The organism is Cohnella hongkongensis, assembly GCF_042654645.1.
Taxonomy (GTDB): Bacteria; Bacillota; Bacilli; order Paenibacillales; family Paenibacillaceae; genus Cohnella; species Cohnella hongkongensis.
Window position 1 is genome coordinate 83766 of record NZ_JBHSEP010000002.1, and the last position, 13326, is coordinate 97091.

The 13326-nt window shown below is 52.6% G+C and carries 11 protein-coding genes; 2 read left to right on the forward strand and 9 right to left on the reverse strand.

Features of this window, described 5'->3' with window-relative positions; all coding sequences use genetic code 11:
* Both ACFO3S_RS03725 and ACFO3S_RS03730 read right to left on the reverse strand, forming a co-directional pair.
* Window positions 1-858: a carbohydrate ABC transporter permease gene (locus tag ACFO3S_RS03725; RefSeq protein ID WP_378092409.1), complete on the reverse strand. Its 858-nt coding sequence runs from the start codon at window positions 856-858 to the stop codon at window positions 1-3.
* A gap of 64 nt (window positions 859-922) precedes the next feature.
* Window positions 923-1837 (reverse strand): ABC transporter permease, encoded by a 915-nt coding sequence (locus ACFO3S_RS03730; RefSeq protein ID WP_378092412.1) that lies wholly within the window; start codon window positions 1835-1837, stop codon window positions 923-925.
* 199 nt (window positions 1838-2036) lie between these two features.
* Here ACFO3S_RS03730 and ACFO3S_RS03735 point away from each other — a divergent pair, with 199 nt between their 5' ends.
* Together ACFO3S_RS03735 and ACFO3S_RS03740 are read left to right on the forward strand one after the other, a co-directional pair.
* Complete coding sequence (locus ACFO3S_RS03735; RefSeq protein WP_378092415.1) at window positions 2037-3602, forward strand: response regulator; 1566 nt, start codon at window positions 2037-2039, stop codon at window positions 3600-3602.
* On the forward strand, window positions 3599-5431 hold the full coding sequence (locus ACFO3S_RS03740) for a cache domain-containing sensor histidine kinase (protein WP_378092417.1): 1833 nt from the start codon (window positions 3599-3601) through the stop codon (window positions 5429-5431). Before ACFO3S_RS03735 ends, ACFO3S_RS03740 begins: the two co-directional genes overlap by 4 nt.
* A 65-nt stretch (window positions 5432-5496) precedes the next feature.
* On the opposite strand, the gene ACFO3S_RS03745 is transcribed toward ACFO3S_RS03740, so the two are convergent.
* From ACFO3S_RS03745 to ACFO3S_RS03775, 7 genes are read right to left on the reverse strand one after another with little or no spacing between them, the layout of a single operon-like run.
* Window positions 5497-7299 carry a putative glycoside hydrolase gene (locus tag ACFO3S_RS03745; protein ID WP_378092420.1) on the reverse strand — a complete coding sequence of 601 codons (1803 nt, stop codon included), beginning with the start codon at window positions 7297-7299 and terminating at the stop codon, window positions 5497-5499.
* A 57-nt stretch (window positions 7300-7356) separates the two neighbouring features.
* Complete coding sequence (locus tag ACFO3S_RS03750) at window positions 7357-8385, reverse strand: zinc-dependent alcohol dehydrogenase (RefSeq protein ID WP_378092423.1); 1029 nt, start codon at window positions 8383-8385, stop codon at window positions 7357-7359.
* Window positions 8386-8406: 21 nt separating this feature from the next.
* Complete coding sequence (locus tag ACFO3S_RS03755) at window positions 8407-9309, reverse strand: carbon-nitrogen hydrolase family protein (RefSeq protein WP_378092425.1); 903 nt, start codon at window positions 9307-9309, stop codon at window positions 8407-8409.
* A 44-nt stretch (window positions 9310-9353) separates the two neighbouring features.
* Entirely contained in the window at window positions 9354-10346 is a 993-nt protein-coding gene (locus tag ACFO3S_RS03760; protein ID WP_378092428.1) for a hydroxyacid dehydrogenase, read from the reverse strand.
* Between the two features lie 42 nt (window positions 10347-10388).
* A complete protein-coding gene (locus tag ACFO3S_RS03765; protein WP_378092431.1) occupies window positions 10389-11420 on the reverse strand; it encodes a Gfo/Idh/MocA family protein in 1032 nt (343 codons plus the stop codon).
* Window positions 11417-12235 carry a sugar phosphate isomerase/epimerase family protein gene (locus tag ACFO3S_RS03770; RefSeq protein ID WP_378092433.1) on the reverse strand — a complete coding sequence of 273 codons (819 nt, stop codon included), beginning with the start codon at window positions 12233-12235 and terminating at the stop codon, window positions 11417-11419. The genes ACFO3S_RS03765 and ACFO3S_RS03770 overlap by 4 nt, the downstream gene beginning before the upstream one ends.
* On the reverse strand, window positions 12232-13179 hold the full coding sequence (locus ACFO3S_RS03775; protein ID WP_378092435.1) for a sugar phosphate isomerase/epimerase family protein: 948 nt from the start codon (window positions 13177-13179) through the stop codon (window positions 12232-12234). Before ACFO3S_RS03775 ends, ACFO3S_RS03770 begins: the two co-directional genes overlap by 4 nt.
* Window positions 13180-13326: the final 147 nt, after the last annotated feature.

Sequence of the window (13326 nt, forward strand, 5' to 3'; positions counted from 1 at the left end):
TTATCCTTTGACCGCGCCTACCGTTAAGCCTTGGATAAAAAACCGTTGAACGAATGGATATAAAAGCATGACCGGTCCGGTAACGATGACGGTGAGCGCCATCTTCAGACCTTCGGACGGCAACACTTGCAGAGCCATGCCCGACTTCGCCATCAGCGTTTTGATCTGGTCGATATTGGCTAACATTCGGTATAAATAATACTGCAGCGAGTACAGGTCTTGATTGTTGACGAACAGCATGGCGTTGTACCAATCGTTCCAGTAATTCATCGCCGTAAACAATCCGATCGTGGCTAGCGCCGGCTTGGACAAGGGCAGGATGAGGCGAAGAAAGATCGTAAAATCGCCGGCCCCGTCGATTTTTGCCGATTCCGTGATCGCATCGGGAATGCTTCGAAGGAAGCTTTTCATCACGATGATGAAAAACACGTTGAGCAGCGGCGGAAGCAGAAGCGCCAAATAGTGGTCCTTGAGGTTAAGGTAATTGACCATCAGGATATACCACGGGACCAACCCGCCGTTAAACAGCACAGTGAAATAGATGTAGAAAGAAAACCCGTTCCGCCACGAGAAATCCTGCCTCTGCAATACATAAGCTGCCATTGCGGACAGGAATGTCCCGATGACGGTTCCAACGACCGTAAGAGAACTCGTTACCGCGTACGCTCGGATTATTTGTTCCGGCACTTTTAAGGCGATCCGGTACGATTCGAGCGAGTAGCTCTCCGGGAAGAAGCTGAATCCGTCGCGGGTGATCTCCTCTTCGCTGGTAATAGAACCGCTGATGATCAATAGAAACGGCAGCAGACAGGCAACGGCGATGGCGCCGATGACGAGGTAGCCCACGATCGAGAGCACTAATCGATCTCTGCGTTTAATAACTCGGGAAGTTGTTGTCATATGTGCCGACGCTCCTGGCTTATTAGAATATCGCATAATCCTTATTGGCGGACCGCACCAGATAGTTAGCGGCGAGGATCGTGACGAAGCATAGGACCGACTGATAGAAGCCGATTGCGGCCGACATCCCCACATCGCCGTTGGAAATCAAGGATCGAAACACATAGGTATCGATAACGTCCGTCGCATTGTACAAAATGGGGTTGTTGGCCAACTGGTAGAACATGCCGAAATCCCCTCGAAACACGTTGCCGATGCCAAGCAGGATCAGAATCATGATCGTCGGCTTCAAGCAAGGAATGGTAATCCGCCTGATTTGTTGAAACACGTTGGCCCCGTCGATGTCCGCCGCTTCATAAAGCTCCTTGTCAATCCCCATGATGGCGGACAAATAAAACACGGTGCCATAACCGATCACCTTCCATGCGGCAACGATCACAAGCAAGTACTTCCACAGGGACGGAGTGTTATAGATGTCGATCGGATTCCATCCTAATGCTGTCAACATGTTGTTTAGAGTTCCATGTTCATAATTGAACAGGTTGTACGCTATCGCCCCCACTACCACCCAGGAAATAAAATAGGGAAGGAACATGACGGTTTGAGTAATTTTTTTGAACCATCTGCCGGCAATCTCCGCCAACAGGACCGCCGCAAAAACCTGAAGCACCGTATTCACCGCTATAAAAGCCAGGTTGTAAAGAATGGTGTTCATCGTCACTCTAAGACCGTCGCCCGAAATGAAAAAGAAACGGAAATTTTCAAAACCGACCCACTTCGAACCGAAAATGCCCAAGTCGTATTGGTAGTTCTTAAACGCCATCACATTTCCCGCCATAGGCAAGTAACTGAAAACGAAGAAGTAGATCAAGGTGGGAGACAACATCAGCAGCAAGGTTCGGTATTGCTTAATCTTATGAAAAAGTCTGGCCTTCATCCGATTGCTCCTATTCCGGTTGATTGTAAGCACTTTCACTATCTGATTTCCATATTACAAGGGCGCGGCCGATCAAGTAATATACCAAAATTTAAATTTGAGGTTCAAATTATAGAACTTCAGGCATTTCCGTTAGCGCCGCAGGGCGTTGTGATATAATGGAAGCTAATAAAATCATGTCATGCTGGGGGATCCAGAGATGAATCTTTTGGTGGTAGACGACGAATATTTTACCCGCAAGGGGATTGTCGAAGCCTTCCCTTGGGACGTCATGGGAATCGAGCGGATCGAGCAAGCCGAGGACGGCGTTCATGCGCTTGAGAAGATATCCGGCTTCCGGCCCGACGTCATCGTAACGGACGTACGAATGCCCCGCATGGACGGCATCGAGATGTCCCGGCACATGCGGAAGCAATTTCCCGATTGCCAGATAATTTTCATGAGCGGATATTCCGACCGGGAGTACTTGAAGTCGGCTATACATTTAGGCGCGGTGAATTTCGTAGACAAGCCTTTCGAGCTGGCGGAGATGAGGCAAGGGATCGAGCATGCTGTCGACCGGTGCAAACAGCAGGCCATCCTTCATCATTGGCGGGAGTTGTTACGCACAGGGACGTCGGCCATTAAGACCGATCTGGCGTTGCAGCTCATTCAAGCCGGCCATAGCGAGGCGGCCGTGCCGGAATGGTCCGATCTTGCAAGCCAATTGAAAGGGGCGCCCTATCCTTTCGTAACGCTGATCGTTAAATTTTTGCACCCTGTCGAGAAATTCGAACCGGTCTATCAAGCGCTCGAAGACACGTTGACGGCAGTTGGCTCGCAGGGCATTATGGCATTCAAGGACGAGTTTCACCTCATAGTGCACCTATATCGTTCTACAAACGACAACCACCCGAATAACGATGACATCGTCTCTTCCTTTTGTCATTTGTTCACGGAAACCCTACGCGCCGATTTTCGTTTTCTCATCGGGGTCGGCCGCGAATCGCCCTCCATTTCCGGGGTTTTCGATTCCTATGCAACCGCAGTTCAATCGCTGCAAATCGCTTTTTACCGGGACGTTTATGAAACCGTTTTATCGGCGAATACCGTACAGCAGAACTCCCCTTCCTACGAATTTCCCGAACAGGCGCTAGGCGAACTGCAGACCTATCTGACCCAAGACATGCAGCAGAACGCCGAGTCGCTGATTCGCAGTCTCGTTCGCGGCGTCAAGCGGCATGAGCATACGCCGGTCAACCATACGAAAGATTACTTCTTTAAGCTTCTGCTCGTTATGAACAAATTCGCCGAAGAGCGGGGATTCTCCCTGTTCGATCAAACTAAGGAAGAGCAGTATTTATGGGAGCTGATCTTCCACTGCCAGACGCTGGATGAGATCGAGCAATTTCTTTTATTGAAAATTAGGGCGCTGCTGTCGCAAACGCAGGAAAAAAGCTCAAGCATCATCGTTGCGCAAGTCATGAAGTACATTCACCGGCATTATGACGACGACGAGATGACCGTGACCGCCATAAGCCGTCATCTTTACCTCAGCACAACGCACATTTGCGTCGTATTCAAAGAACAAACCAAAAAAACGATTCTCCAATATATGACGGAATACCGTATCGAAAAATCGAAGGATTTGCTGAAAGACCCCCAGACCAAAATAGGCGATATCGCCGCCCGCGTCGGTTATTCGAATAGCCGTTACTTCGCCAAAGTATTCCGCAAACATACCGGATTAACCCCTTCGGAATTTCGGGAGAGGACGTTTTCATGAGGCTTACTTTGCAACGGTTCTTTCGCTATTTCTTCTACAACATGAAGATGAAATACAAACTGCTGCTCGCTTTTCTGCTCCTGACCACGCTGCCGCTTGCGCTGTTTCAATTTCTGACCGCCGGAAAAATCAGCCAGATTATAACCCGGCATATTGAATTTTCCGCGGAGCAAGGGTTCGATCAGACCTATTCGTTCCTCTCCTACAAAATGACAAGGATCGTCAATCTGTCGGATGTTATTATGGCGGCGTACGTCAGCAAATCCGATAAAAACGTCTACGAAATTCTCCTGCGCAGCGCCAATGACTATGAAATCAATGAGCAATTGGAGGACATGAATTATTTAACCCAATATCTCAACAGCTTCCAGGATGGCCTGGACGTTTCCAGAGCCCGTCTATACGTGCAGAAGTCTTTTTTGTACGCACAGCAAAACGTAAATCTGTTCTCCTTCCAGGATGCGCTCGATACGCCATGGTATAAACGGCTGGTCGCGGAAGACGGCAAATTGCTCTGGTGTCCTCCCATCTATTTCGCTTCCGAGAACAACAAGACCCCTATCCTTTCGCTTGCCCGATTGATCCGCAACCCGGAGGACTATTCCAAGATCATCGGGATATTGCGATTCGACCTGGAGGAACACCTGATTCAGAGCATCCTGTCGCGCGCCAATACGATTCGCGATAGTCAAACCTTCCTCCTGAATAAAGAGAATATTTTATTGTCGGCTTCCGACATGACCAGGCTCATCGAAATGCCGATGTGGACGGCCCGGCCCGACGGTTCCCTGCAAATGAAGGAGTCGTTGGATTCGCTCTCCCATAGCCATCTCGTGCTGAGCAAACCCATCGACAACTCGGATTGGACCATCATGACGACCATTCCGCTTACCCGAATTCATGACGAGAAAAATAAACTGCAAGTCGAGCTCCTGCTCTTGGTCATCGGCATCAGCATGATCGCATATTCGGCGGCTTATTTGCTGTCCAACACGATAACCCGGCGCCTCTCCAACTTGAACGATCTGATGAATTACATACAAAACGGAAGCCTTGACACCATCGCCAAGTTTCAAGGAAAAGACGAAATCGGCAAGCTGAGCGAAACCTATAACTACATGCTCTCCAAAATCACGATCATGCACCAAGAGCAATATGAATTGGGTCTGGAAATGAAGAATACGGAGCTTAAAGCGCTGCAATCGCAAATTAATCCTCACTTCTTGTATAACACGCTGGATTTGCTGAACTGGATGGCGCAGCAAAACAGAACGTCCGACATCGAAAAGACGGTCAAAGCGCTCGCCAGGTTTTACCGTCTGACTTTGAGCAACGGAAGGGACATCGTTCCGATCCGCGACGAGCTGGAGCAAATTTCCTTATACGTTCAAATCCAAAACACCCGGTTTTATCATCAAATTCGTTTGACCGTGGATGTGGACGAGGCGATCTATCCTTATGAGATACCGAAAATCACCTTGCAGCCGATCGTGGAGAATTCGATCATTCATGGCATATTGGGAAAGCCGAAAAAGGAAGGGGAAATCCGGATCATCGGAAAGATGAAGAATCAAGCTATCACGATTGAAATTCAAGACGACGGGATCGGCATGTCGCCGGAACATATCGACGGCATGCGCAGAAGATTGTCCGACCGGGAAACCTCCGGGAGTGGATACGGCGTTAAAAATGTCAACGAGCGCCTGCGATTGTACTTCGGGGAAGAAACGTGCGGTGTGGAATATCGAAGCGAGCCGGGGCACGGAACATCCGTCGTCATAAGGATTCCCGCCAGAAGAGTGCCGGATTCGGACGACATCGTCGGGTAAAGCCGTAACCACGCAATAGGGGCCGCAGCGGATCTCCGCTGCGGCCCCATTATTAGGCTCGCGGCTTACAGTTTAACCAAGATAATGCCGTCTCTTTCAGCTAGGGTCACTGTGCTTGCCGGCTGTCCGTTATTCACCGTAGGATCCTGGGTCCCGGAGAGCCTTGCGTACCCTGCCGGTATATTGACGGTTTGAGTGCCGTTCCCTTTCGGATTGACGAGCGCCATTCCGTTCTCGAAACGCCGCATGTAAACGCCGTTGCTCCACGGCGTTCTCTGCGGACCGTCCTCGGCTTTGCCCAGGTTGACGTCAAATTCGTCAAACCAGGCTACGCCATGGTACTCTCCGTCGATGGAGTAAGAGAAATAGCCGTTCTCCATCAGCGCCGAACCGAGCGCATAACGCATAAAGGCATAATCCGTGGCGCCGCCCGAAACGTTGAACATGACCAGATGGGGATCCGTCGTGTTGTCTATCAGATTGCGGTATGAATCCATCATCGTTTCCCACGGCGCCCAAGTTTCCTCGGACCAGTCCTGCCCCATAGCCATCTCGAAATAGGCGCCTTCCAACTTGTTCTTATACTCGACCTCGCGTAAATAGCCTTCGCCGTTTACTCCGTGTCCGTCGGCATTGACGATAATGGGCAGATTGGGCTGGAGCTCTCGAATCTGTTCCCAATAACGGGCCATGCCGTTGCGGTAGTAAGATCTCACGGCCGGATCGTCTTGAGAGTCGTTGACGCCGTCTCGGTCCCAATCCGCGTCCACCCTGGGCTTATAGTGCGCATTGTCGGAGTACCAAAAATCAAACTCCGGAATCGGATCGAAATAGATGGCGTTGTACCGCTTGGCCAGCCATTCCGGATAACGGTCTCCCACATGATCCGGCGTTACGAAATCCGTAAGATTGACCAAGGCGGCTCCGGGATAGGAACTCAGCTGATTGCCGGCATTGTCCCTCGCCCACCAATCCCCGATGCCGTTGGGACCCATCTCCGTACTCAACTTGTCATACTTGTCTTTCTTGGATATGTCGGCCGGATCGGTTACGGTTTCGTTCGGAATCGTATATTGCCCGATCAGGATATCGGGATTCATCGCTTTGATGTTGTTCACGATGTCCCGCTTGGTTTCGCCGTTATCGCCGACCCATGATTCATAAAATCCGAGCACGACCATATCGAGTTTCGCCAGATCGGCTTGATAACCCGGATCGTCGAAGTTGTGCGGCCCGCCGATATTCATCCCGCCGATCTTGGGATAGGTGTCTTTATAGCGGGGAACGATCGTGATGTCGTCGAAAGCGGCCGTGTTCAAACTGGAAAACAGCCCCGTTTTCCCCCGGCCCAACTCGCTTTGCTGAACGTTGTTGAATACTTTCGTTCCGTTCACCTTAACGGTGGTTTTGGCGCCGCTGCGGATGATCTGGACATCGAACCACGATTGATGCCCCCCTCCGGCATAGGAACGGGTTGCCACGGTCGTTTTTGTACCGTCGATTACCTTGTTGAGTTTGGTGGTGCCGGCAGGGCTGAACCAGAGCTCATAATAGTTATGGATGTCCTGATAGCTGTAAATGGCGCCCAATCCGCTGCTTGCCTGAGCGGACCCGGCATACATTTTGACATGGTATGTGTAGTCGGAATGCCAGGCGCCGTTCTCGTAAACGGCGATCGCGTTCGGGATATTCGATTGGCTTTCGAAAGTCCCGCCGTTTACGCACCACTTCCCGCTGACCGTTGACCAGCCTTTCGCCTGGCCGCATTCGAAATTCTCCGATAAGTTGACGGCTGCAAAGCTCGTGTTAACGGACAGCATCGTAAAGACGACAAGCATGACGATCCACAACAGCTTCTTTTTCCCCATACAGCTTCCTCCTCCTTAATTTGGAAATGCGGCAAGCTATTGAGAGGCCACCTCCTTTCATGGTCCGCAATCGATCATGACATGAATCGTCTGCGCCGAATGTTCGTTCCGAAGCTGAAACGCGCGTTCGACCTCCGATAGAGGAACGATATGCGTTATCATTTCCTTCGTATTGACGAGGCCGTCCGCGACAAGCCGGAGACCTTCCTCGAAGAAGCGGCGATTGTCGATATCCCGTTTGGGCTCGGTTGACAATATATCCAATCGCTTTTTGTGAACTTTAAAAAAATCGATCGGCGTGCGCGAAGTGCCGATGCATCCGTACATGACGATTGTGCCGTTCTGCGACGCCGCATCGATCGCATCCGCCATTCCATCCCCTTCCAGAAGGCAAGGAATCACGACATCGAAGCCGTCGGGAAACTCCTGTCCTACAACCTCCATCGTCCTGGCACGTTCGCCGGGCATCTTGTAAGTATGGGTCGCGCCGTATTTTCGGGCAAGGCGAAGCTTGTCTTCGAATATATCCGTCACCACGAGATTCCGGGGACTAAACAAATTGACCACTTGCGTCATGACAAGCCCGCTGACTCCTTGCCCCATAATGAGCACATTCTTGTGCGGGCCGATCTCCCCAAGCTCGGCCGCATGCAGCACGCCTGGAAGCACCTCAATGAGTGAGCCTTCCAGCAATGGGAGGGTTTTCGGCAACACTTTGACGGAGAACGGCTGGCAGCAAACATACTCCGCGAACGCCCCCCAGACATAGCGAAGGGCGACATGATCGCCTTCCTGCAAACCGATCACTCCGGGTCCAAGCTTGTCGATCACCCCGGCGACTTCATGGCCTAGCCGCGTAGGATAGGTGACAAATTCAGGTTCCCGGGCTCCGCGGAATACTTCGATATCGCTGCCGCAAATGCCGACCCATTTTACCTTGATCCTGACTTCTCCTTCGCCCGGCTCCGGGATCAACGCGCGTTTTACCTTGATCTGACCGACGTCCTCCACGATCGCGCACATCTGGGTTCCCTCGCCCGTCCGATCGGTCAACTCCATCGGGGGAACCGACATTTTTCTAACCATGCCCTTCATCCTTTCATCGTTTCAAGACTTCTCTTCGAACTCGATATCTTCCCAATCCCGACCGGGATGCTCCTCCGCCAAAAGCCGATAGGCCTCGGGATTCCGAAGCTTCCGAACATAATGCTTGATATCCTCGTATTTCCCCGGAGCCGCCGAAGTGTTCGTAAAGTATCTCTGGGCAAGGTCGATTTCGCAGACTGCGTACGTCCCCTCATCATGCAGCCTGCATAATACGTCTCCGGTCGGAGAGACGATCCCCGTATAAGTGAACTTCTCCTCCCGCGGAGCGGAATGGATGTGGCAGGACGCGACGAATACGGTGTTGTCGATGGCTCTGGCCTTGAGCTTGATTTCCCATTGCGATTTCAGCGTATCGCCGAACAGCGGGTACAGGATAAGTTCCGCCCCGTTCAGAGCCAGCAAGGCGGCGGATTCGGGATAATAATTGTCATAGCAGATCATGATTCCGACTTTGCCGAAATCCAGCTCGAACACGGGAAATTCGGAGCCCCTCGCGTATGGTTCTTTCATTTCGTCATGCGTCAGGTGAACTTTGCGGTACCTGCCGATCTCGATTCCGTTTCTATCCAATATATAGGAAGTGTTATACAACATCCCGTTCTCATCCACTTCATTGTCCCAGGGGACAAGGTAGGCGGCGTACTTGCGGGCCAGCTCGGCGCAGGCTTCCTTGTAGCCGCCGGCGTACGTTCGGGCGAGCGACTCGGCGGAGCTGTTACGGGCGGACGGAACCGAATACTGATAGGCTTCGGGCATAAGCACAAGGTCGGCGCCATCCTTCAAGCAGCATTCCGCCAGATGCAACAGCTCGTTTAATCGGTCTGTTACGGTTACGTCGGGTCCATAATTCGCCTGCACTTGAATGAGCCCGATTTTCACCGTCCTCTTATCGGCGTTTTTCATACCCACCCCCCCTTCGGATCTTAATCGAATGTAAGGCTAACGCCTTATGCCATAAGTGACCACGCGGTCTCGCCGATCTCATACCGGGTTGGCTTTCCTTCAGAAGCCCGAATCATGTCTTGCACGATTTCGAACATCAACGTTCGGCAGCCTTCCACGGTCATGCCTGCCACATGCGGAGTAAGCAGCACGTTATCCAGGCCAAGCAGAGGATGGTCGGGCGAAGGCGGTTCCTCCTCCAAGACATCAAGCGCGGCGAAAAATCTTCCGGTCCGCAGTTGTTCGACCAGCGCCTTCTCGTCCAGCACAGCCCCCCGAGATGAGTTGATGAAGATAGCCCCGTCCGGAATCATTCGGATATATTCGGCGGACAGCAGGTTCTTCGTTTCGGGAATGGACGGAGCGTGCACGGAGATGATCGGACACCGCATAATTTCCTCCAGGCCGCACTGGACTGCGCCCAGCCGTTCGGCAGATTCCCGGGTTAAATAAGGATCGTAAATTCGAATCTGAACCTGAAACGGTTCCAATAGCCGGATGAATGCTTTGGCGGTGGCGCTGGCAGAGACGATGCCTACCGTCTGTCCGCGAAGCTCTCTCCCGAAGGCGCCGTTTCTCCATATTCCGCTGCCGACTTGTCCATGAAGCTGCGGAAATCTCCATAGTCCGTTCAGCAAAACGGCCAAACAATATTCACCGACCGAGAGGGCGATTCGGGGAGCCGCGGAAAAAAGCCGGATATTCCTCCCCTGGAAAACGGTGTCAGGAACTTTGCCTTTGAGCGACCCCGCCGCATGTCCGATCATCTTCAACCGTTTCGCCTCTCGCAAATGATCCTCCGTAAGAATAGGCGAGCCCCAACTGGTCAGCACCACATCCGCGTCGCCAATTCTTTCCATTAACTGATCCTGCGTGTAATCCCGTGACGCCGTGTTCCAAACGGGATGAAAATGCTCCTCCAGCAGCTTGCGGCACTCCGCCGAACAGACGGTCTCCAGCATCGATTCCGGGGGCAAGATGAGAGCGTTCCATTTCATCGGATCTAACGCCTCCTTCGATGTTGATCAATCCAATTGCATTCAGGAAAGATGCACGACCCGGTTCTCCTTCATGGATACAAAACAGGCATCCATGATCTTCGTCACGCCGAGCACGTCCCGGCCCGAAGCGAGCGGCTGGCGTCCGGCCATAATCGCTTCCGCGAACTCCCGCAGCTGCGTCACGAAGTTGCGGCCGTCCTTGTCAATGCGCGTAACGGATTCGGAGTTCAGATACAACTGATACTCGTCCTGCAGGCGCATCATCCCGTTCGATCCGATCAAATACCGCTCATAGATGCTGTCGGAGGTCGACCAGATCCGTTTGCCCGTCAGCCCGTCCTCGTCGGTCGGCCTCGCTCCCGCATTGAAAGACAGGAGCAAGTTGGCCATCCGGCCTCGGGCAAACTTCAGGGAAATGGAAACCTCGTCTTCTCCTTCCCAATTCGGATTGTTCGAGTACCCTTGGGCATACACGCTGACGGGCATTTCACCGAAAGCCCATACGACGTAGTCGAGAAGGTGGCTGCCCCACAGCGGGATCATGAATCCGCCGATCTTCGCCTTATCCTGCCACCAGGACACCGCCGGTTTGTCCATATGGGCCAGAAGCAGTCCATTGATGCTGATCAGATCGCCGATTTGTTTTTGCCGGAGGAGCCGGATGGATTCTATCACCGGCTCGAAGAAACGCCTGCTCTGTCCGACCATCAGCGTAACGCCGCCTTGTTCGGCGGCTTCCACCATCGATGCGGCTTCCTCTTCGTTCAAGGCCATCGGCTTCTCGACCAAAACGTGCTTTCCCGCTCGCAGCGCCTTAATCGTATAAGAGGCGTGCAAATGATGCGGAAGCAATAAGAGGAACGCGTCAATGTCCGGATCCGCCAGCGCGTCCTCGAATGCAACATACTGCTTCAGCGCTTCCCACTTGACCGCCTCTTCAAGCAGCTTCTCCCGATCGCGGGAAACGAGCGCCGTCAGCTCGATTATGTCCCTCAGCTCCCGAAAAGCGGGCAAATGAGACTTGGAAACCCTCCCGAGACCGACGACGCCGACTCTCAATCTTCGGCTCAAGGTATCATCTCCTCGACGGATACGCCAAACAACGTTTTCGCGTAAGCGATATCCTCCGCAATATAGGCATCGACCCTGTGGTGATCGGAGTATTCCGCCGATAAACATACGACGCCCCGATATTGTCTTCGTTGGAGCTCATCCGCCACAACCGGCCATGATGCAAAGCCTTCTTTCCCCGTCGTGTATTCCACTTGCCATTTGGCGCTCCCCCGGTCCAGGAATTCCGCCTTGCGGTACCGTGCGTTTTTCAAATTCACCATGCACAGCCGGGACCACAGAATGTCCAATCCCGCGCCGGGACCTTCGCCCTGAAGGCCGTCGTGACCGGCGTCCCATACGGCTCCGACATGCCGCGGATCCAATCCGTCCAGGATGCGGTATAACCCGATCGCGCTGGAGACGTAATTCCCGCAGTGCGGTTGAACGCCGATTTTGACTCCATACTTTTCGCCAAAAAACTGGCATTGTTCGATCTTGGATCGGACGGCCCGCTCGGACGCCATGTAGCCTTCCTTCGGATCGATTTCCGCCATGATCCGAATCATCGGCACGCCGGCTTCGGCGCATGCGGCGAAAACGTTCTCATCGAGCGAGCTTGCCACGCTGAAGATGCGCAATCCGTCGGCCGCAAGCCGGGCTGCCAATTTCGGAAGCCCTTTCACCGCATCCTCCGGCTGCACCTGATAACCGTCTCTTAGCGGAAATTCGATTCCGTCAAAGCCGAGCGAGCGAACTTTCTCCGCCAGTCGCGCCGCAGATAACGTCTTCCATGGCTTCGTAAACACGGAATAAGCAATCGCTTTTTCCTTCATCTTATCCTCTCCCCACTGCCGGGCTTGACCCCGGTTCGCGCCAAGGTTTCCATGAGTTCGCGGTAGCTGTATGCCGCCAACTCCCGGTATTGCGGAAGCTCTGAGCCTTTCTTGCTGACGCTTTCAACGGTGAGCGGACCCGAATAGCCGACTTCCGCCAGAGCGCCGATGACTTCATGCCAATCGATCCCGCCTTGATTCATCAAGCGATGACAATAATATTTGCTCGGCCCTTCGAACTTGCGCGGGATGACCCTGTGGTACTGGCCGATGTGCGCGACATAGTCGCCGTATTCGAAAGCCCACGGGTACCGCGGTCCCCAGAGCTCCACGATATCCTTGACGTGCACGTTCAACAAGTAAGGCCGGATGAGCCGGATCGCTTCCATTCCGTATTCCGCCGGCACCTGGTACAGATTGACCGGGTCCAGGATGAGTCCGACATTGCTTCTGGCGACCGCTTCCATGAACCGGATCGAAGATTCCGCGCTGTCGCACAAAGTGCCGTGATGCATTTCCACGACTGTTTTGATTTGAAGCTCATCTGCGGCTTCGGCGCACTTTTGAAACCACTTTACGCTTCTGTTAAAATCCGAACGATCTGCTTCGTCGGAATGCTGAAAGCCCGGATTCAACCGCATCATGCCGCAGCCGATCACTTCGGCGAACGCCAGATAGTCCAGCCACTTGGCATATTCCGCTTCGTTCTCCTGCTCGGAATTGCAGCAGAAATTGCCGACAAACAAGGACAAATTCGTGGCAGCCACGCGGTTCTCCTGCAAAAGTTTTTTTACCTCATGCGCTTTGGAAAGAGCATATTTGGCCTCTCTCCATTCGCCCACTCCCCGAAGCTCGACACCTTCATAGCCGATGTCCCCCGCGTCCTGAATAAACTGTTCCATCGTAGCATCGTCGTACATGTTGCCGCCCAATACGATCTTCATTCGTACCCTCCGATTGTGGATTGCGATTAGGGATTTCCTTTATTTACTTAAAATCATATGCTTTGCATTTAATTTAGTCAAGATGTAAACTATATTTGCGGATAATTTTGTTTAGACCCGGTATTTTAGAAAATTATTCGTTAAATT